The sequence below is a fragment of the Fictibacillus sp. 5RED26 genome, assembly GCF_015903895.1.
GTDB lineage: Bacteria > Bacillota > Bacilli > Bacillales > Fictibacillaceae > Fictibacillus > Fictibacillus phosphorivorans.
Genome location: NZ_JACZDU010000003.1, coordinates 130568 through 149531 on the forward strand (window position 1 = coordinate 130568; position 18964 = coordinate 149531).

Consider the following 18964-nt stretch of genomic DNA (forward strand, 5'->3'; position numbering starts at 1 on the left):
AGAATTCTATCCAAATCATACCTTTTATTTCTTTACGAATGGGGTATTAGCAAACTCAAATCCAATCGTTAAATCATCCTTTAAAATGAGCATCGCACTGAACTTTTTCTTTTCTTTCGCTTTTGGCTTAAAGCCTTTGATGAGACTTGTTTTCCCTTTCGTACACAGGTCCTTCACCTGTTTTTCCGTTATCGCCTTACCAAGTAATTTCCCTGGAAAAGTTTGTTTGCAACCATTAGCATGTTCTGAGCATTTATAATAAGAACGACTTACGCTGATCTTTCCTTTTTTACACCGTGGACATGTAGCAATCGGTTTTTGACTCTCCTTCTTAACTCCATCAATACTCTGCTGGATAGGAGCCGCATTCAATTGTTCAGGTACTTCTTCAATCAATTTATTGAGAAACTTTGTAATGCTTCCCAAAAAAGCTTGAGGTGTCCCATCTCCGTTACCGATTTTCTTCAAATAGGTTTCCCATTTAGCGGTCATGGACGGACTGGACAGTAGATTTCCTTCTATGGACTGACACAGAATTTTTCCTTTTTCGGTTATGTGAACAATGTTCTTTTTCACTTCAATGTATTGGTGCTTTTTTATGGTTTCAATGATTCCACTTCGTGTTGCTTCTGTACCTAAGCCTTCTACTTCTTTTAGGATTTCCATTTCTTCTTCATTCTCCACTGACTTACCACATGTTTTCATCATCGAGATGAGTTGCCCTTCTGTATAAGGTTTCGGAGGGGTTGTCATCCCTTCTTTCATTTTGACGATACTCTCCACTTGCTCGCCTTTTTCAAGTATAGGAAGAGCTTGTGGTGCGTTTTCATCTTTCTTAGAAGCGATGTTTTCTTTATCTTTTGTTCCATAGGTGAACAATTCTTTCCACCCTTTGCTGATCTCCGTTTTCCCAACAGTTTCAAAGTCTAAACCGTTCACGCTCGTTGTAACTTTTGTCTCTTCGTAAACATAGTCATGATGAAACATGGCAAGTGTCGTGTTTAACACTTCAAAGTAAATGTTCTTTTCTTCTATCGATAATCCTTGAATCTTTGCAGAAGTTGGAATCTGTTTTGTTGGGATAATGGCATAGTGCTCTTGAACCTTTGATCCGTCTACATATCTTTTACTAGGTCGTTTAGAGGCGGCTACAAAACGGTTCTCTATAAGATTCTGATAAGACTCAAAGTTCGCTGATAGGTACGCAAACTCATTCTCTGTAATGTATTGTGTGTCTGTTCTTGGATACGATAGGATTTTCTTATCGTACAATTTCTGAACCGTATCCAATACCTTCTTTGGACTGTATTTCCATCTTCTGTTCGCTGTTGCCTGTAACGTCGAGAGCGAGTGCAACTTAGGTGATTTGATTCTCATTTCCTTTTTCGAAACGGCTTTAATGATACCCGTATCTTTTCCTGTAATGTTGTGCTTATCTAGCAGCCTTTGAACTTCTTCTTGTTTCTCACTTTTAATTTTGGCTTTGCCCCGATACTTTCCGTTTGCGGCCGTAAAGTTCCCTTCAATCTCATAAAAAGGTTTAGCCACGAAATTCTCAATCTCAAGGTGCCTTTGGTAGATCAAGTACGTTGTTGGCGACTGCACCCTACCAATGCTCAAGCTATCCGTAAGTCCCTTTTGCTGCAACAGTAACGTATAAAGGCGACTTCCGTTCATGCCAACGAGCCAATCAGAGATCTGACGTGTTTTGGCTTCAGCATAAAGCAATAGATCTTTCTCGTTATCATGAAGATTCGAAAATCCTTTACGAACCTCATCGACTTCTAGAGAATTAATCCATAGGCGTTTAATCGTTTTGCCTCTCACACCTGTCATATGGTAGATGGAATAAAAGATATTCGAACCTTCACGATCCACATCACATCCGTTAATGATGATGTCCGCTTCTTTAAATAACCGTTTTACCGCGTTAAACTGTTCATACTTTCCCGTTGCTACCTTGAATTCATAGCGTTCAGGCAAGATGGGTAGAGAAGACAAACGCCACGTTCCCCATTCAGACTTATATTCTTTAGGTTGCTTCAGCTCAACTAAATGGCCGATTCCCCATGTAATGGTCGCGCCATTCGAAAAGATGCTGCATGGGTTTAATTCGATAAATGTTTTATCTTTTTTCTTTACCGTAAAGGCGTCTGCATAAGCCTTCGCTTGTGATGGTTTTTCTGCTAAAATAACGATTTTACTCATAGGACTTCACCTTTTTACTGAAAAATTTTACTTACAGAAAAAGAAAATAAGGGAAGCGATACACCACCCTTACTCTCGTTTCCTATTATGTGAACTATTTACGTTCAATCCATGGATGACCATTAGGATACTGAATGGTCAATGAATCTCTTAACCATTCTCTACTTACATTATCCAGCGCTGGCAAGACATTCTCTAAATCTAGCTTATCTTTTTCCCTAATCACTGAACTGCCACCCTTATATAAAAGCTGAATTTCTGGTCTTAAATAAGGGACTTCAGCAGAAGTTGTCATTTCAATATCCGACAGCTTCTTTCTTATTGTACCATTTCGTTTATAAATCCAATAATCATTCTCTGAATCTATGATCATCACTTGAAAAGCCCAAGTAGACTCTCCCTTTTTCTTAAACCAGAGATTATCAAAATGAATTTCAAGTTTTTCGTTCTTGTTCCAAGGTGTTAATTTTCCTTTGAATGCTTTGTATCCTTCCCATTTAGCGTACAAATACTTTTGTAATAGTAAGTGTTCAGATCTCAAAATGACCACATCAATATCATCATGTTCTCGGGTCATTCTATCTATATATAAATCTAGTGCCCAGCCACCAGCAATCCACCATTGTATAGGAATTGGGCTTAATATACCCTGGATCTCGTAAACCGAGAGTGGTTTCCAGATTTCTTTGATTTCACTCATTATAAACTCGAACTTTCTTAGAGATTTTTATATTTAGATTTCATTTTAGTATATAACCATATTAACAAAACTGTAATTAGAGCACTTTCGCAAGCTTTAACTAAAAAAACAAAAATTAAGCGACCAAGGTCCTCGAGTTCATTAAGACCGATGTAATGGAGATCCTTTCCATAAAGAGCTGCATGTAATGTCAATAAGAGCATCACTATTGGAAACAGATACCAATAGTACCTCTTAACATTCTCTGGTAATGATAACTCCATACTATCCCACCACTCCCTACCACAACCTATTAATTTAGTTCATTAAAAGTCCTGTTCTGATTTAAAGTATTTGGGCCCTTTTCATAAAGATTCGAAAGATATACAGAGGTAAAAAAAGCTGCAATCATTAATGAAATGCCTAACCAAGTGGATATTGTTTTCTTGGCTATTCCAAGTTTAATAAAGCCCCATAACATGATTCCAACTATCCCTCCAGCCAATAAGGCACCTTGCCAGACTGTCCATTGCTCTGGAATAAAGAATTTTAGAAGTGTACCTGTAAACATAACTAATGTAAACGTGATAGGTCCTTGCAACTTCACTTACCATCTTCCTTTCAAACTTGAAATCTCTTATGCATCCTCAACCTTATTAGTCGTAAAAACCCCTGCCAACAACGTAATCAATCCAATGACAAAGAAAGCAGGTAATAACAGCATCATCATACCCACAGCAGCAAACCCATCACCGACTGCTACACCAACTGGAATAGAAATGAGAAAAGTTAAGAACGGATTAATACCCACCATAATGAAAGAACCCCAAACGATGAGTTTTCTTTTTGTTGTTTTACCTTTAGTAAGACGTATTGCTAAAAATACTAAAAAGACTAAAATTCCTGAGGCTATTACAAATGCCAACTTCATCACCCCCTGTTCTAATCGATCAAGATATTCTCAATGGATATATGGAAGGTCTTCAGTAATTAAACAAATAAAGCCATCAGAATTAAATCTTGATATCGTCCATTCATTTTAATCGCTTTTGCTTTTCTTCCTTCTTCAACAAAATTCAGTGCTTTATATAAGTGTATGGCACCGTGGTTGTCTTCCATGACCTCTAGACAAACCTTTTCAATGTTTTCATTTTTTCTTGCCCAAGAAATTAGTGATTCTATCAGCGCTCTTCCAACACCAAGATTTCGATATTGGGGTAACACGGTCATCGCAAAAGTACCTTGATGTGCAACCTTTTCTTTGTTGCCGTTTTTAAAATCAATCACACCTGCAATCTCATTTTCATATTCAGCAATGAGTTTAAGGTAATTTGGATTTGCTGCGTAATTTTCTAACTCATTTTTGATATCTTCTAGGCTTAACCTTTTAAGATCCTCCACAGTAGTTAACATGTAAGGAGCGTCCACCAATGATTTTGGGGCAACCATTAACATCCTTTCAGCATCCTGTATGGAAGCATCTCTTACCGTTACTTTTCTTCCCCCTTTAATCTTATAGGTATAACAATCAGTTGATAACATATGAAATTTCCCCTTCAAAATGTTTAATTTTCAACTACGATTTCCCCTTCATCTTTTGGAACTTCAAAACCATTAAGGTAAGAAGCCAATCGTTCCTCTGAAATTGGGAAAGAATTCGCATCAAAGCGTTTGTTCCGTATCTTTAACCGCTTTCGTAACTCATCCGGATGAACCTTTAAATAAATCAACATCCATTTACCTCCAGCTTCTTCAATCAGCTTTTTATATTGGATCCTTCTTGAACGATCCCAAAAGCTAAAATCGATGACTACTTGTTGTTTACCGTGTATTAACTGAATGAGCCGCTGACGTAATTTATTTTCTGCTTCTCTTCTGTATTCCTCGAATTTTTCCATAGGAAAGTCAATGCCCCAACGACCATGGGTAGACCATATTTCTTCATCAATTGAAAGGCGAATAAAACCTTTCTTCTCTAACTGTTGTGAAAAAGTAGTTTTTCCGGAACCGGCTACGCCACACATCATAACGACTAAGGGTGTTATTGCATTCTGTTCATCATAAATGGTATCAAACCTAAATTTATTGAACATTTCCTGATCTCCTCATATGTTAGACATGAGTCTATGCTTTAATTCTAAATCTGCATCTCGAATCCCTTCTTCTTCCATTTGGTCATAAAGAAAAGTGCACTTCTAATTTTTAAAAGTGCACTCCGTGAGTAGTAATTCTGTGTTATTGATATGTTGTGTTAGTCGGTTGGGCATCTTCCATATCCATTTATTCTTTTGCTTTCCACTCGTATAGAAGATCAGGCAAGTTTTCTTCATTCTCATGTCCTCTTCCAATAACCTTAAACCCATTCTTTTCATAGAAACGTTGTGCGTTCTTGTTCACTTCAAATGTGTGTAAAGTTAGCCTTTCAGTAGAGTGTTCCTTTGCTCGCTGAAGCAATGTTTTACCGATTCCTAATTGCTGAAACTCAATATGTACATACAGCTGGCTTATTTCTGATTGATGATAAGCGATCATTCCAGCAACCATTTCATTAACGAGCGCTAACTCTACGATAAACTCTTTGGTTAAGATGTTATTCAGAAAATAGATATGACTTTCAAAACTATGAATTTCTTTTACCCCTATTGCTTCATATTTACTATCACGCCACATTTTTACGGTTTGTTCTGCGAATTCAGGTAGATAAGGTAAGATTTTAACTTGATTATTCAATTGTCTCAATCCTTTCTAATCCCTCAAAACAAGGGACAAAGCCTCACATTTTTTCATTGTACAACATAAGATAGCTTAACTTTAATTTTATTGGAGGTAATGAAAATAAACACTAATTGTGTATGCCAGACATTTCGTTGTTTACGTACTGGTACAATTCTTCAGGTTTTGCTGAAAGGTTCTTCTGAGATCCTTCGAATATCCTTTGTTCGATTCAATGGTCATTGTTTAATCGGCTTACTTAATGGTTCACCTATTCTACTTGATTGCGATTGTATATGTTCCATTGGAATTGTTCCTCCTTGTGTTGAACAAACTACAACTTTTACGAATACAACACCTATTGCAATTCCTGACTTATCTACAGCAATTCCATATCCTTCTCAAATCAATGTAACAGGACTAACAGGAAGAATTAGTAAAGTAACCGCTACTATAAATGGCTTTAGCCATACTTTTCCAGAAGATGTTGGATTTTTGCTTGTTGGTCCTCAAGGACAAACCGTTGAACTAATGAGTTGTGCAGGTGGTAGCATAAATGCTGTAAACGCAATCCTTACTTTTGATGATAGTGCCTCTGGTCAAGTCCCGACACCGATCGTTTCTGGTACCTATCAGCCAAGTATTTTTTGTGCCCGCACCTATAGTTCACCTGCCCCAACTCCACCTTATGGAACTCAACTGTCCGTTTTTAATGATACACTTCCTAATGGTTTATGGAGTCTTTTCGTTCAAGATTATTTTTTCGTTGATACAGGAAGTATTAGTGGCGGTTGGACATTAAATATTACATCTTGTGAAATTGTTACAACTATCTAAAAATCTATAAGCATACCAGGCACCTGTCCTTACTATGTAATGAACTGATTCCTGGTATTTTATCTTTATCTGGATAAAACTTAACCAATTCTTTATAGAGAAAGCTCTCACGTTTTTTCTCTATCTCCTTTTAAAGGGGTACTTTAGAATAAAGCGAATAAGTATAAGTACAAGCTTTTATTTTAAAGGAGAAAACAATGAAATTACTTCATTCTATAAAAGAATATGTAGATCAGAACTACCAAACACCTAAAGGATTGATTGGTACATATATTGTAGAAAAGATGGTCAGACAACACAAACCTGAAACTGAATGGACTATAAATTTATTAGAGTTACAAAATCATGATTGTGTCTTAGAACTTGGTTGTGGTGCAGGCTATGCCATACAATTAATCTCAAAAAAATATCTAGTTCAGGAAATTGTCGGTATCGATCTTTCTGCGACCGCCATTCGTTCGGCTACCGCTCGCAACAAAAAAGCGATTAACAATCAGAAGGCTAAAATGGTAGAAGCAAATTTTAACGACCTTCCGTTTCATGACAATATGTTCAATAAGTTGTATAGTATTCAAACCATTTATTTTTGGAATGAGGTAGAAACAATCGTTTCGGAAATTTATAGAGTTCTTAAGCCTGGCGGAATAGTGGTTATTACTTTTTCCAATGGTAAAGAAAATGAAACGTGGAAAAGTGTAAAGAAAGTTTCAGAAGATCAAGTTATGCCATTCATGAACGATATTGGATTTAAGGATGTTTCGTTAGTAAGAGGTCCTGATTCAAGGGGTTTTCATACAGTATCAATTAAAGGAACCAAGAAATAATTATACTCTTAGAGCAAAAGTAAAAACCAGAGGCTAAGATGCCTCTGGTTTTTTGGGTGAGTAGGACTATGGGTTAAAGATAGGCCTTCTAAGAAAATCAGCGATGGGTTTCATTTTAATGAGTATAAAATGGGTAACAAGTGCGATTAGTGCTCCGATCAATGCGCCAGCTAATACATCGAATGGATAATGAACCCCCACCCAAACTCTTGAAAATGCGATCAAGATGGCGAACAAACACCATACATATCTATACCCTAGTGTTACCATCATTAAGGTTGCAGCAATAGATATGGCTGAAGCTGCGTGATCACTAGGAAAAGACGAGTTCGCAGCATGCTCTACCAATTGTACGATGTCATGTGTTATAAATGGCCTCTCTCTATAAAGGAACAACTCAATCAGTCGATTCACTGTGTATGATAATGAGAATGCAAACAAGGCTTGAAATACAATTACCCTATTATTCTTTTTATTTCTCCACCACAGCATAATCAATAATAAAACAAATGCATATTGAACGTATTCGGCAAAGAAAATCATTAAATGATCCATTAGCGGATAGGTTGAAACACGTTCATTAATAAACTTAAACCACTTATAATCAGTGTCTAAAATCATATTATCTCCTCATATAACTTTATTCTTTCATGTTACTTAAAGAGGTAAGGATTTCCAATGATTCTTCTCTAACAGTTTTATGGAATTTTTTTGTGAAACAAAAAAACAGCCTTATAGGCTGCCATTCGTTATTTCTTTTGTGAAGGTGTTGAAATTAATTGAGATATGTAACCATTTAAGTCAAAATCCTTGTTCCCAGCATATTCAGTCAAGTTTACAGTTGTCGTTAGCATTTTAGTTCCTCCTAAAATGAGTTTATTGTTATTAGTAATATTACCAAACTCGTAAACTATTAAACCCATTCTAGTCATTTTTATATAAATTTGCTTAAGCTGATACTCAAACTCCCATCATTAACTTAATTGACAACTTATGATTTGCGCTCCCGCTTTTGGACGTCTGACTAATTCACCGTTACAGTTCATGCAAACATGATTCATTTCAGACGTGCATTTTTCGCAGTACGTACATTCATGAACACATATGTAAGCATCGGACTTATCGTGAAGCTCTAAAGAACATTTTTCACATTGCTTTCTCATTTCTAACATATTGTTTTAACCCCTTTTTGTTGTAATTACTTCCTACATATATTATATTTTTTCCAGAAATGCTTTTACATGGAATAATTACGCTATTTCCAATGATTTTCCTTAAAACCATCGGAAATAAATGAGTTATACTTAATTTTTTAAAGTTGAGGGGATTATAATGGACGAAATTGATAAAGAAATACTTTTACATTTGCAGCAAGATGCGCGAATATCCATAACGGCATTAGGTAAGAAAGTGGGTCTTTCCAATCCTGCCGTTCATGAACGTGTTAAAAAACTCGAAGATAAACAAGTAATTGAGGGTTATAAAGCCATTATTAATCCTGAAAAAATGAATAAACCCATCATGGCATTTATTCTGTACGACAATACGAAATGCAAACCATTTGTTGAATTCTGCAAAGATCATCCTGATGTGATTGAATGTCATCGCCTAGCTGGACAATATAACTACCTCATTAAAGTTGTTACCCAAACCGTAGAATCTTTAGAACGTTTTATAGATGATTCCATGACATTTGGACAACCTTCAACATTGATGAGACTTTCATCACCCGTATCTGATAAACCTTTAAGTTAAATGTACATAAGCATGCATAAGAAAAGACCGATTCAAAAGGTTCTAAAGCACACCTTTAATCGGTCTTTTCTTCTGATTCTTTTTTAAACTACCATCTTAAAGGTAGTTAAGAGAATTCCTATCAAAAATCCACAGATCGCCCCGTTTACCCTGATCCATTGTAGATCTTTTCCTACGTTATTCTCAATAATATTTATTAATGTCTCATTATCCAGTTTTTCAAGGTTTTCTTTAACGAGTTGTCCGATTTTCGCATGATATTTCTCCACCATGAGTGAAAGTTGGTTTTGGATCCAGCCTTCTATATTCATCATCTTAGTTGAATCTTCTTTTAGATTTTGTATTTGTTTCTGCAAAATAGTAATTACATTTTGCTTAATCCACTCGTCATCTTGAGCTTGTTGAATGAGTCTAACCTTCATTTTTTCTAAAAGTGTAGTTAATTGCTCTGACGGATTCCACTCGTCAACGATGGTGTTTTTCCACTCGCCAAGTTCTATGATTAATTCTCTTCGCTCATTCACATTTCTTATCTCACTGTGAATTTTATCAATAATCGCTTTTCGGTATGAATTATTAGGCTCTTGAAGAAGCACGATTCTTTTTAGAAAGAAAGGTTGTAACATATTCCCTAACTTCTCTGCATTAATCATTTGACTAAAAGATTGAATGGCCATTTTCATAAAGCCGTCTACCTTCGTATTATCTAATAATTGTTTAGCAAGGGTCCCAATCTTGTTCTTTGTATCTTCTTTCTTCAACCATTTTTCAGTTTCAATTAATACATAATCGAGCGCTTTAGTATCCAGTTCCCTTTTCAGCACTTCGTTCACCATTTTGTCTAGAGCAGGCTCGATGTCTACACCATGTATATATGCTTTTAACTCTTTTTCTAAAATTGGTGATAGTTTTACCGGATCGATTTCGTTTATAAGATGGATAACTAAAGACTGTCCCCCTTTATGAAAGGAAGGTGATTCTAACCTTTGCTCTAACTCGTGTACTGCCTTTTCTGATATATTTATATCTTTAATTTTATTTTGAATACTCTCTTTAGTAAGCCAGTCGTTCTCTAGCATGTTTATGATCGCTTTAAGCATTCGATCACGATTTTTGGGAAGTAGCGCCGTATGAGGTATTGGGAGTCCTAGAGGATGACGGAATAGTGCCGTAACGGCAAACCAATCTGCCAAACCACCAACTAAACCTGCTTCAAATCCCCCTTGAAGAACTTGTCCCGCTATTGAATCTTGAAAAGGAAAGATAGCCAAAAATCCACCACCCATTACTCCTAATGAAATTTTTGCATAATATTTGGATTTGTTATCTTTTATTTTCAATTGTACATCCCTCAGATTTTACAAGTTATTATGATGACTATTATAAATTATGTGTTCAAAATTCAAAAATGATTAACTATTTTCAAGTTTGTAAAGTTAAGGAGCCTCAAGGGAGATTCTGTATGTCATGAAGCGCTCTAGGAGGAGGACCTGTATAAACTCTTTCGTACACTTGAGCAGCACATTCTTCTGATGTGAATAATGAGGTATCTACTTCTAAATCATATATACCAGGCTCATGAACAAACTGCTGCCAAAGTGCTACAGGTGTTGGAATCTTTCCTTCTGAAGTGTAGCCTATATTCCAAGTCTCTATCCTCCGTTTCATGACGGTTTCAATCGGACACTGCACGCCAATAAGCCATGCTGGCATGCCACTAAGAATATGAGCAGCTTGTTGAAGAATGTTAAGCTTTACAGAATACCCTTCATGGTGACCCACATCAACGATGACATTTAAACCTTCACCACTGAGAGCAACAATTGATTTGTACATGGCAAGATACACCTTTTGTATGACGGGCTCTAAATCTGGCCGCTCACCACCTGGTCGTAAACCAATACTTGGTTGAAATTTTACTGGTGTCATATCCATGATTCGGTCTACCCCAATATTCATCCATACTCCTTCAAAATTGTTTTGAATGACAGAGGCGATGCTGGATTTACCTGATCGAGGTGTACCATTTAAAATGATAATTTTACCTGGGAATTTTGTTTGATCCATACAAAATCTCCTTTATTCTTTGACAGATCGCCTGTATTAAAACAAAGTTGTTAGAGACTGATAATTTAACTTATCTTGCTGAAGCTTTGTTAAACTAGCATCCAGATGTTTATCAATTAAGGAGCGTAAGTTTTCCTTTTCTCCATTTTCAATAAAATGTATCATTTGTTCGTGTTCGAGAATGTCTAGCTCTTCATTGTTAGAGTTTCCATTAAAAACATCATACAGAACCATATAAGTGGTAATCTGGCTCAAAATTTTCTTCATAAACTCAATCAAGTAGCTATTTCCGCTAGCTTTAGCAATTACGAGATGAAATTCATTATTTTTCTCTTGGTACGGTACAATTTTGCGTTCCTTATATGCACTCTTCATTTCTTTAAGTAGTTGCTTGAGCTCTTTGACTTCTTCTGTTGCAAGATTTGAGAAACCAGTCTTAATGGCCATTTCCTCTAACGTCTTTCTCATCTCAAAGGCTTGAACCATTTCTTCAATCGTAGGTTGAACGATGAATGCTCCTTTATTGGGGATTACATTCACCAATCCTTCTGATTCTAGCTTCATAATTGCACTTCGGATTGGCGTCCTGCTTGCATTCACCTTCTGAGCAATAGCATTTTCAAACAGCTGATTCCCCGGCGCGATTTGTCTGTTTAAAATTGCGTTTTTAATTAAATGATACACTTTTTGTTCAACTGTCTCTTTACGCATGTTCAACTACCTGCCTAACCGTTCTTTTCCCTTATTCTAACATAGTTTATATTAGTTTGAACAAAATTGTAGAACAATCTTGTTCAAACCTATTGTCTGTGATATATTATCCTAGGTATTTAGCTTGAACGGAGTGATAAGATGAACCACACAGGAAAAGAAATTACATTGATTATCATTGGATCCCTGTTTTTCGCACTGGGGGTAAATTGGTTCGCCATCCCTAACGAACTAGGCGAAGGCGGCGTTACCGGAATTTCAATGACTCTTTATTATGTATTAGGTTGGTCACCGGGACTAACAAACTTTATCATGAACGGTTTCCTTTTAGCCATTGGATATAAAGTTTTAAATAAACGAGTAACATGGTATACGATGATTGCTATCTTCTTTACCTCCCTTTTCATTCATTTAACTGAAGGCATGGGGGATTCTGTAGATATTATGCTTGGAACTGTTTTTGCAGGTGTATTCATTGGTATTGGTTTAGGGCTCGTTTTACGATCAGGTGGTACAACTGGCGGCTCAACCATTATTGCTCGAATGCTGAATCAGCATTTTGGCTGGGGTGTTAGTACGACTATGTTTGTTTTTGATATTCTTGTCGTAATTGGATCCGCCTTTGTCATCGGGATTGAAAATACGATGTACACAGGAATCTCCATTTATATTAGTACGAAGATCTTGGATTACTTAATTGATGGATTCGATACAAGAAAAGCTGTGACCATTATTTCTGATAGTACAGACGAGATCGCTAAAAAAGTAAGCGATGAGATGGATCGTGGTGTTACCATTATTAATGCAAGAGGTCATTATTCAAATGAAGCAAAAGACATACTTTACGTTGTAATCAACAAACAAGAGCTATTCTTGTTAAAGAAAATGATCCAACGTGTAGATGAAAAAGCTTTTGTTGTGGTTCATGATGTAAGAGATGTGTTTGGAGAAGGATTTACATTTCCAAAAACTTAAGATTCTGTTTTATATAAAGAGTATACAAAACGGCCGATACAGTTTTTTTGAATCGGCTGTTTTTTTATTCTCGTCCTTTAAGACCTACAAATCATGCACAAAAAGGCAATAACAAGAACAAACAAGAAAAAAATCTTGCGAAAACAATCGTATGTAATATATTGTTAAATATAGAATTAAAACCTAATTAAGGAGCCTAAATATGAATCCTATCATACCTAAAGAACCCATTATTCCAGAATTCACCGAAAGTGACGTTGAGTTTTTAACCGCTATTACCTTCGAAAAGAAAGTACGTCCTCAAAAATGTGATGCACTTTTTGTATTTAGTGGTACTCATAGTGGGCATTGGGAGAAAGTCATTGAAGCTTATAATCTTAACTACGTAGACACGATTATTGTAACTGGAGGAAGAAGCTTAACAGGTATTCCCCATCCCGATTGGGACGGGAATACAGATCGTGAAGTATCTGAAGCCCGTGTCATTGCGTCCTATTTAGTAAGTGCAGGAATTCCTATACAAGACATTATCATTGAAGAAAAATCTACTAATTCACTTGAAAACGTAATCTGTGCTCTAGAAGTTTTTGACTTTACGAAGATTCAATCGTTAATGGTGGTTTGTAAAAGTCATGCTACTGGCAGACAAATAAGGACCTTAAAAAAGCATTTACCAAATCAAATTGAGTACATTCCTTTTACATTCAATACTGTTTACAAAGGAACCGAAGTGAACAGAAACAATTGGATGGAAACAGAAATAGGAAGAAAGCGTGTATGGGGAGAATATTTACGGATTAACCATTATGGAATTAAAGGAGATATTCTTCCTTTGGATGTATGTCTGATAGATTAAATCTAGTTTGATACGAATAGTAATAAAGCTCGGTCTATGCGAGCTTTATTACTTTAATTGATCCAGCTCGCTTTCATCGGAGCGGGCAATAACCACATAAGTTAAAATAGATCCGTCACTCGTAAAGAATAAGCCAACGAGAATGTAGTAACTAGCTTTGCTAATACAGCAATCATTATAAAGCGTCTTGTTTTAACACCGCTCACTCCAGCACCGACACAAATAATTTCATCTGGCAACACAGGAACGATGAACAACAAAACGATGATCCACATTTCATTCTTCTTAACAAAACGATGATATTGATCTAATTGTTTTTCATTTACTAATCGTTGTACCATTTTCATTCCAAAAGTTCGAGATAAATAAAACATCGTAAGAATCCCTAACACAGCGCCCATGAATCCTAAGATAAAAGCGGTGAACGGGCCTAGAGCAGCACTTCCCGCTACGACAGTTACGATTTCTGGAACGGGCAAGATAATGGGTTGAGCATAACACACAGAAAAATAGATAAGTTTCGCAAGTTCCAGGTTCTCGGTTAGGATCGTCTCTAACCCTTTGTTATCAAGAGTAACAATCATGCGACTCAAACCATATGTGAGAAAAATGGCCGCCATTAATAAGCTATACACAATCGAGACCGTCTTCATTTTTTCGAAAAATGTGTCCCACTTCAAACTATAAGATGCTATTAACAGGAAGATAACACTACACCCGATGATTAGAAAAATTGTCTTATATGATGGTTCAACTGTAGCTAGTGATTGAGAAAGAAGGTATATGGAAACGAACAGTATTCCTAAATGCATGATAAAGCCATACCTATACGGATTGACGATTTTATATGATAACGTACCCCGTTGTGTTTTTAAATTCATTTAACATCCAACCTCTTTTCTTACTGTTACATTTATTATGTAAAACAAATCTTAAGAAAAGCTTAGGAAAATTCTTAACGATTCTTAACTTTTTCCAACTAAAAAAGCTTATGAAGCATGCTTCATAAGCTTTGATCAAATTGGAAGTTTGATAATAATCGTGATCCAGCCATGCATATACTCCGCTTGTATATGACCTCCATGTAGTTCTACAATCCTTTTTGAAATAGCAAGTCCAAGTCCCGTTCCTTCATGCTCGCTTCGGGCTTTGTCTCCTACTAAAAAACGCTCAAATAATTGATTAATATCTCGTACTTCTGGTCTTTCTGTTTGATTGGACAGCCTAAATTCAGCATGATTGGATTGTATGTCTAAAGTAGCTTTAACAACAGAAGGTTTCGCGCTGTACTTTATGGCATTCATAAAAAGATTGTCATAAACACGGACCATTTTTTCAATATCCATAGAAGTTAGAACTTCTTCTTTTGGTATCTCCTTTATAACAGTTAGGCCTTCCTTTTCAAAGATAGGAATGTATTCCCCGATCAATTGTTCTAATAAACCCGTCATGTCTACATCATTAATGTCTAATTTTACATCAGGACTTGTTAAACGAGTATATTCAAAAAGCTCATTGATTAGAGCTTCAAGCCGCTTTGATTTTGAGTAAGTCCTATCATGATATTCTTTTAATTGATCTTGGCTCGAATAATGCCCCTTTCTCAGCAAGTCTAGATACCCAATGATGGATGTTAAAGGGGAGCGCAGATCATGGGATATATTAGTAATCAATTCATTTTTCGCTATTTCAAGTTGTCTTTCATATTCAAACTTACTTGATAATTCCTTAGACATACTATTAACATCTTCAGCAAGCTTGCTTAATTCATCGTTTCCCTGCAATTCAATCGTCATTCCCAATTTTCCGTTGGCGATTTCATTAATACTTTCTGTAATACGCTTTATATAAATGATTTTGTTTCGTATCAATGCTAAGAAGGTAACAATAAAAGAAAAAATAACAAAAGTAAAAATCAGAAAAACGATAAAATTATAGGTAGTTACACCAATATCTTCAATAGTAAGATATTGAAGATTATAGAGATGCAAAATAATTTGAGAGATGATAATCATAACCACAGTTGACACAATAAAGCTAACAGCAACTGCTACCAGGAGTTTTACAAGTAACGATATTTTAATCCGCTTTATTCTCATATTTTATAGCCGACTCCCCAAACCGTTTTGATATAGATGGGTCTCTTTGGATCTTCTTCAATTTTTTCTCTTATCTTTGTAATATGAACCATGACAGTACTGTCTGACTTATAGAAATCTTCTTGCCATACCGCTTCATATATCTTCTCAATGCTCATAACGATACCTTTATTACGGGCAAGCAGCTCTAGAATAGAGAACTCTTTCGGTGTGAGTCTGACATCATTCCCTCTCACCCATACTTGACGGGTTTCTGTATTGATCTTCAGATCTCCAATCTCAATGAATTCCCTACTTGGATCAGTATCTTGGTTGTATTTTCGATATCTTCTGAGCTGGGATTTAACACGTGCCATTAATTCTAAAGGATTAAACGGTTTGGATAAGTAATCATCTGCACCAGCAGCTAGTCCTTGAATCTTGTCCATATCTTCAGACTTAGCAGAGAGCATAATAATCGGCATATTTCTCTCTTGCCTTATTCTCATACACGCTTGGATCCCATCCATCTCGGGCATCATAATATCTAATATGATAAGATCAAAATCCTTCTTCTCCAATTCTTCTAACGCATCTATTGCATTTTCCGACTGAACTGTGTACATTCCTTCATTTTCTAAATAAACGGAAATCAAATTCCGAATATCACTATCATCATCAACGATTAAGACTCTAGATTGCATAAGTCCCCTCCATCTTTTCTTCTTCTAATGAACAGCATAATACCAAAGCAGGTGGGACATTTCGTATCTCAATACTTACATCCACTTTTGAAAAGAACTGTTCAATATAGGCTTTCATTACGTTTGAATATTGAAACGTAACAAACTTTCCATTCTTTCTTAACACTTTTGAAGTTTTAAACAGGATACGATTTGAAACGGTCTTTGGTAAGCTCGCAAAGGGAAGTCCTGATATGACGTAATCTACAAATGGAATACCGCATTTTTTAAGGTACCAATCAACCTTTTCAGCTGACCCATTGTATATGTAGAGATTATCCACCTCTTTGTATTTCTGTACAAGTATTTTGTAGAATTCCTCATTGCTTTCAAATAAGATGATAATCGTATTAGGCTTTCGATTTTGTAGCAGCTTTTCGGTAAAAACACCCGTACCCGGTCCGTATTCTAAAATGTATCTTGCTTGCTCAAAATTGATACTCTTTACCATTTTATCAGCTAGATAACTTGAACTTGGAAGAATGGCTCCTACTGATCGGGGATTACTTATATACTGTGCTAAAAAGGACAAAAATTTCACAATTATTCACTCCGATTGTTTGAATGTATAGTCATTCTATAATTCAAACCTAAAGAATTAAGAGGAATAATCCTTAAGAATTCTTAAGTTTAAGGCATAAAAAAACTGCATCCCCATTCTTATGGTTGAGATGCAGCCATATTTCTTTTATTATTTTGCTTCTACCGTGTCAACTTTCCAACTGTTTTGCAACTTACGAATCATAATGATCTGTCCAATATGGTACGCATTGTGTGTGGCAGCATTCCCGATGAGTTCCCACCATTTTGCAGGGACAGGAAAACCATCCACTTCCCGCTCTACTTTCTCTTCTGACAAAAGACCTTGCCATCTCAAAAGAACATCCAGCAGTTCTTCTTTTAAATGTGAGAAACTTTGATGTTCTGGAATCACAAAACTTTTGTCATTATCCCCAATTGAAGGTACTGCTTGAACATGCGATTCATTGTATCGGGTTTGCCACGTCTTATTCCAATAAAGAAGATGCTGAGCAATTTCAGCGATACTGTGACAGTCTTTGTTCGGCTTCCAAAAAGCTTCTTCTTCTGATAGGTTTTCAACTGATTCATTAAATGGTTGATACCAGCTGGCATCGTTGGCATTGGCTAACAGTTGATCGGCTAAAAGATGTTTCACATGCACTATACGTTTCACTCTCCTACCTTTTTGACTAACTGTTTTCATTTAAGTCTATACGATCCATTCTCGTTACTTCGTGTCTTTCCTTTATAATATTTAGAGATTATTATAAATTAGGAAAAATTATCAAAAGACGTTAGACGGAGTGTTGCATATGGAATGTTGTTGCGAAAATATGAATATCTATGAATTAAAATTAGAAGCTGATGTTGATACTGATCCTGTTTGGTGTAATTGGTGCGGCTGTAACTTAGAACTTGATGAACTACCTATTTCTTTAGAACTAAAAGAGAAGTTGCGAGATTGGGCTATTCAATACGGAGAATGGATCGATTGGGATAACGATAAATTACGTGAAAATGGTCTAGAGCTCGAAAAAGAGCATAATCAAATGGGTCAATCTCTTTCATCAAAAATACAGAAAGAGCTCAAAGGCACCTACACCGTTCTTTTCTCTCCATCTCATTCTGCAATCCATTATATGAATAAAGAACCTCAGTTATAAACACAAAGAAAACCCGAATTGTTGCTGACGGTTCGGGTTTGTTTTTTTGATTGACTTATGCATTTACTTTATTTCGTATTTTGTCTATAAACTTAAGTGTTTCATCAATAATAAGTTGTTGGTCGTTGTCGAGTGTAGCAACATGGTAGCTGTTCTTTAAATAAATAATCTGTTTGTTTCGGGATGAAATGGAATCATAGATGGTTTGAGAGTTATCAGGTGGAACAACATGATCTTCTGTTGATACAAAAATCAACGCGGGACAAGTGACAGTATGAAGACTTTCTTTTACTTTTTTCATTAACAATACAATTTCTTTTAGAGATTGAACTGGAGTTTTTTCATAGGCAAGTTCTTTCACATCCGGATTCTTTAAGTCTGAACCGATGGCGTCTAGAAATCGATGGTTGGAATGTTGCATGTTTTCCATGTCTTGGATGTCGATCGCTGCATTGATTGGAATGATTGCTTTAATATCAGGATATGTTTCTGCAACATATAACGTAAGTGTTCCTCCCATAGAGAGACCCGTTACAAAAATGGTGTCACAACGTTCTTTCAACCATTGGTAACCTTCTTCAATGGAAGCAATCCAATCATGATATGTAGTCTTTTCCATATCCTCATAATGGGTACCATGCCCCTTCAGCCTCGGACCACATACGGTATATCCTGCCTTTGCGTATGCCTCTCCCAAAGGACGCATACTTTGCGTAGAACCAGTAAAACCATGAGAAATCAATATTCCCACCTTGTTGCCTTCAAAAAAAAAAGGTTGAGCTTCAGCCATTACAGAATGCTTCTCTGTCATACGAATCCCTCCATTTCACTACA

General features: G+C 36.1%; 24 protein-coding genes. 6 read left to right on the plus strand and 18 right to left on the minus strand.

What is annotated here, in order from left to right; all coding sequences use genetic code 11:
* Window positions 1-24: 24 nt before the first annotated feature.
* The 7 genes from topB to IHV10_RS13430 form a co-directional block, all read right to left on the minus strand.
* Window positions 25-2208 (minus strand): type IA DNA topoisomerase, encoded by a 2184-nt coding sequence (topB, locus tag IHV10_RS13400; protein WP_197130422.1) that lies wholly within the window; start codon window positions 2206-2208, stop codon window positions 25-27.
* A gap of 94 nt (window positions 2209-2302) precedes the next feature.
* Window positions 2303-2908: a nucleotidyltransferase domain-containing protein gene (locus IHV10_RS13405; protein WP_197130426.1), complete on the minus strand. Its 606-nt coding sequence runs from the start codon at window positions 2906-2908 to the stop codon at window positions 2303-2305.
* Window positions 2909-3200: 292 nt separating this feature from the next.
* The gene (locus IHV10_RS13410) at window positions 3201-3494 is read right to left on the minus strand and encodes a hypothetical protein (RefSeq protein ID WP_197130431.1); all 294 of its coding nucleotides are present in this window, start codon (window positions 3492-3494) and stop codon (window positions 3201-3203) included.
* Window positions 3495-3524: 30 nt separating this feature from the next.
* Window positions 3525-3812, minus strand: coding sequence for a hypothetical protein (locus tag IHV10_RS13415; RefSeq protein WP_197130434.1), 288 nt, complete (start codon window positions 3810-3812; stop codon window positions 3525-3527).
* A 65-nt stretch (window positions 3813-3877) separates the two neighbouring features.
* Window positions 3878-4342 carry a GNAT family N-acetyltransferase gene (locus IHV10_RS13420; protein WP_370629672.1) on the minus strand — a complete coding sequence of 155 codons (465 nt, stop codon included), beginning with the start codon at window positions 4340-4342 and terminating at the stop codon, window positions 3878-3880.
* Between the two features lie 110 nt (window positions 4343-4452).
* Window positions 4453-4980 (minus strand): AAA family ATPase, encoded by a 528-nt coding sequence (locus tag IHV10_RS13425; RefSeq protein WP_197130439.1) that lies wholly within the window; start codon window positions 4978-4980, stop codon window positions 4453-4455.
* A 187-nt stretch (window positions 4981-5167) separates the two neighbouring features.
* The gene (locus tag IHV10_RS13430) at window positions 5168-5557 is read right to left on the minus strand and encodes a GNAT family N-acetyltransferase (protein WP_197131162.1); all 390 of its coding nucleotides are present in this window, start codon (window positions 5555-5557) and stop codon (window positions 5168-5170) included.
* Window positions 5558-5716: 159 nt separating this feature from the next.
* Between IHV10_RS13430 and IHV10_RS13435 the strand changes: the two genes are divergently transcribed.
* Together IHV10_RS13435 and IHV10_RS13440 are read left to right on the plus strand one after the other, a co-directional pair.
* The gene (locus IHV10_RS13435) at window positions 5717-6436 is read left to right on the plus strand and encodes a hypothetical protein (protein ID WP_197130442.1); all 720 of its coding nucleotides are present in this window, start codon (window positions 5717-5719) and stop codon (window positions 6434-6436) included.
* A 197-nt stretch (window positions 6437-6633) separates the two neighbouring features.
* Window positions 6634-7260, plus strand: coding sequence for a class I SAM-dependent methyltransferase (locus IHV10_RS13440; protein ID WP_197130445.1), 627 nt, complete (start codon window positions 6634-6636; stop codon window positions 7258-7260).
* A gap of 66 nt (window positions 7261-7326) precedes the next feature.
* On the opposite strand, the gene IHV10_RS13445 is transcribed toward IHV10_RS13440, so the two are convergent.
* The gene (locus IHV10_RS13445; RefSeq protein ID WP_197130448.1) at window positions 7327-7881 is read right to left on the minus strand and encodes an undecaprenyl-diphosphatase; all 555 of its coding nucleotides are present in this window, start codon (window positions 7879-7881) and stop codon (window positions 7327-7329) included.
* Between the two features lie 353 nt (window positions 7882-8234).
* Entirely contained in the window at window positions 8235-8432 is a 198-nt protein-coding gene (locus IHV10_RS13450; protein WP_231619554.1) for a DUF1272 domain-containing protein, read from the minus strand.
* A gap of 160 nt (window positions 8433-8592) precedes the next feature.
* Here IHV10_RS13450 and IHV10_RS13455 point away from each other — a divergent pair, with 160 nt between their 5' ends.
* On the plus strand, window positions 8593-9015 hold the full coding sequence (locus tag IHV10_RS13455) for an Lrp/AsnC family transcriptional regulator (protein WP_197130450.1): 423 nt from the start codon (window positions 8593-8595) through the stop codon (window positions 9013-9015).
* A gap of 83 nt (window positions 9016-9098) precedes the next feature.
* On the opposite strand, the gene IHV10_RS13460 is transcribed toward IHV10_RS13455, so the two are convergent.
* The 3 genes from IHV10_RS13460 to IHV10_RS13470 form a co-directional block, all read right to left on the minus strand.
* Complete coding sequence (locus tag IHV10_RS13460) at window positions 9099-10355, minus strand: DUF445 domain-containing protein (RefSeq protein WP_231619555.1); 1257 nt, start codon at window positions 10353-10355, stop codon at window positions 9099-9101.
* Between the two features lie 106 nt (window positions 10356-10461).
* The gene (locus tag IHV10_RS13465; RefSeq protein WP_197130453.1) at window positions 10462-11082 is read right to left on the minus strand and encodes a chloramphenicol phosphotransferase CPT family protein; all 621 of its coding nucleotides are present in this window, start codon (window positions 11080-11082) and stop codon (window positions 10462-10464) included.
* Window positions 11083-11118: 36 nt separating this feature from the next.
* A complete protein-coding gene (locus IHV10_RS13470; RefSeq protein ID WP_197130455.1) occupies window positions 11119-11793 on the minus strand; it encodes a GntR family transcriptional regulator in 675 nt (224 codons plus the stop codon).
* A 141-nt stretch (window positions 11794-11934) separates the two neighbouring features.
* Here IHV10_RS13470 and IHV10_RS13475 point away from each other — a divergent pair, with 141 nt between their 5' ends.
* Together IHV10_RS13475 and IHV10_RS13480 are read left to right on the plus strand one after the other, a co-directional pair.
* Window positions 11935-12768 (plus strand): YitT family protein, encoded by an 834-nt coding sequence (locus IHV10_RS13475; RefSeq protein WP_197130457.1) that lies wholly within the window; start codon window positions 11935-11937, stop codon window positions 12766-12768.
* A gap of 202 nt (window positions 12769-12970) precedes the next feature.
* Window positions 12971-13624, plus strand: a complete 654-nt coding sequence (locus tag IHV10_RS13480; RefSeq protein WP_197130459.1) for a YdcF family protein — start codon at window positions 12971-12973, stop codon at window positions 13622-13624.
* Between the two features lie 101 nt (window positions 13625-13725).
* On the opposite strand, the gene IHV10_RS13485 is transcribed toward IHV10_RS13480, so the two are convergent.
* The 5 genes from IHV10_RS13485 to IHV10_RS13505 all read right to left on the minus strand — a co-directional run bounded on the left by IHV10_RS13485 (window position 13726) and on the right by IHV10_RS13505 (window position 17631).
* Window positions 13726-14505, minus strand: a complete 780-nt coding sequence (locus tag IHV10_RS13485) for a TVP38/TMEM64 family protein (RefSeq protein WP_197130461.1) — start codon at window positions 14503-14505, stop codon at window positions 13726-13728.
* Window positions 14506-14640: 135 nt separating this feature from the next.
* On the minus strand, window positions 14641-15723 hold the full coding sequence (locus IHV10_RS13490) for a sensor histidine kinase (protein ID WP_197130463.1): 1083 nt from the start codon (window positions 15721-15723) through the stop codon (window positions 14641-14643).
* Entirely contained in the window at window positions 15720-16406 is a 687-nt protein-coding gene (locus tag IHV10_RS13495; protein ID WP_197130465.1) for a response regulator transcription factor, read from the minus strand. Before IHV10_RS13495 ends, IHV10_RS13490 begins: the two co-directional genes overlap by 4 nt.
* Window positions 16396-16986: a class I SAM-dependent methyltransferase gene (locus IHV10_RS13500; RefSeq protein ID WP_197130467.1), complete on the minus strand. Its 591-nt coding sequence runs from the start codon at window positions 16984-16986 to the stop codon at window positions 16396-16398. Before IHV10_RS13500 ends, IHV10_RS13495 begins: the two co-directional genes overlap by 11 nt.
* Window positions 16987-17136: 150 nt before the next feature.
* Window positions 17137-17631, minus strand: a complete 495-nt coding sequence (locus tag IHV10_RS13505) for a DinB family protein (RefSeq protein ID WP_197131170.1) — start codon at window positions 17629-17631, stop codon at window positions 17137-17139.
* Window positions 17632-17779: 148 nt separating this feature from the next.
* Between IHV10_RS13505 and IHV10_RS13510 the strand changes: the two genes are divergently transcribed.
* A complete protein-coding gene (locus tag IHV10_RS13510) occupies window positions 17780-18130 on the plus strand; it encodes a hypothetical protein (RefSeq protein WP_197130471.1) in 351 nt (116 codons plus the stop codon).
* Window positions 18131-18185: 55 nt separating this feature from the next.
* On the opposite strand, the gene IHV10_RS13515 is transcribed toward IHV10_RS13510, so the two are convergent.
* Window positions 18186-18941, minus strand: coding sequence for an alpha/beta hydrolase (locus tag IHV10_RS13515; protein ID WP_197130475.1), 756 nt, complete (start codon window positions 18939-18941; stop codon window positions 18186-18188).
* Window positions 18942-18964: the final 23 nt, after the last annotated feature.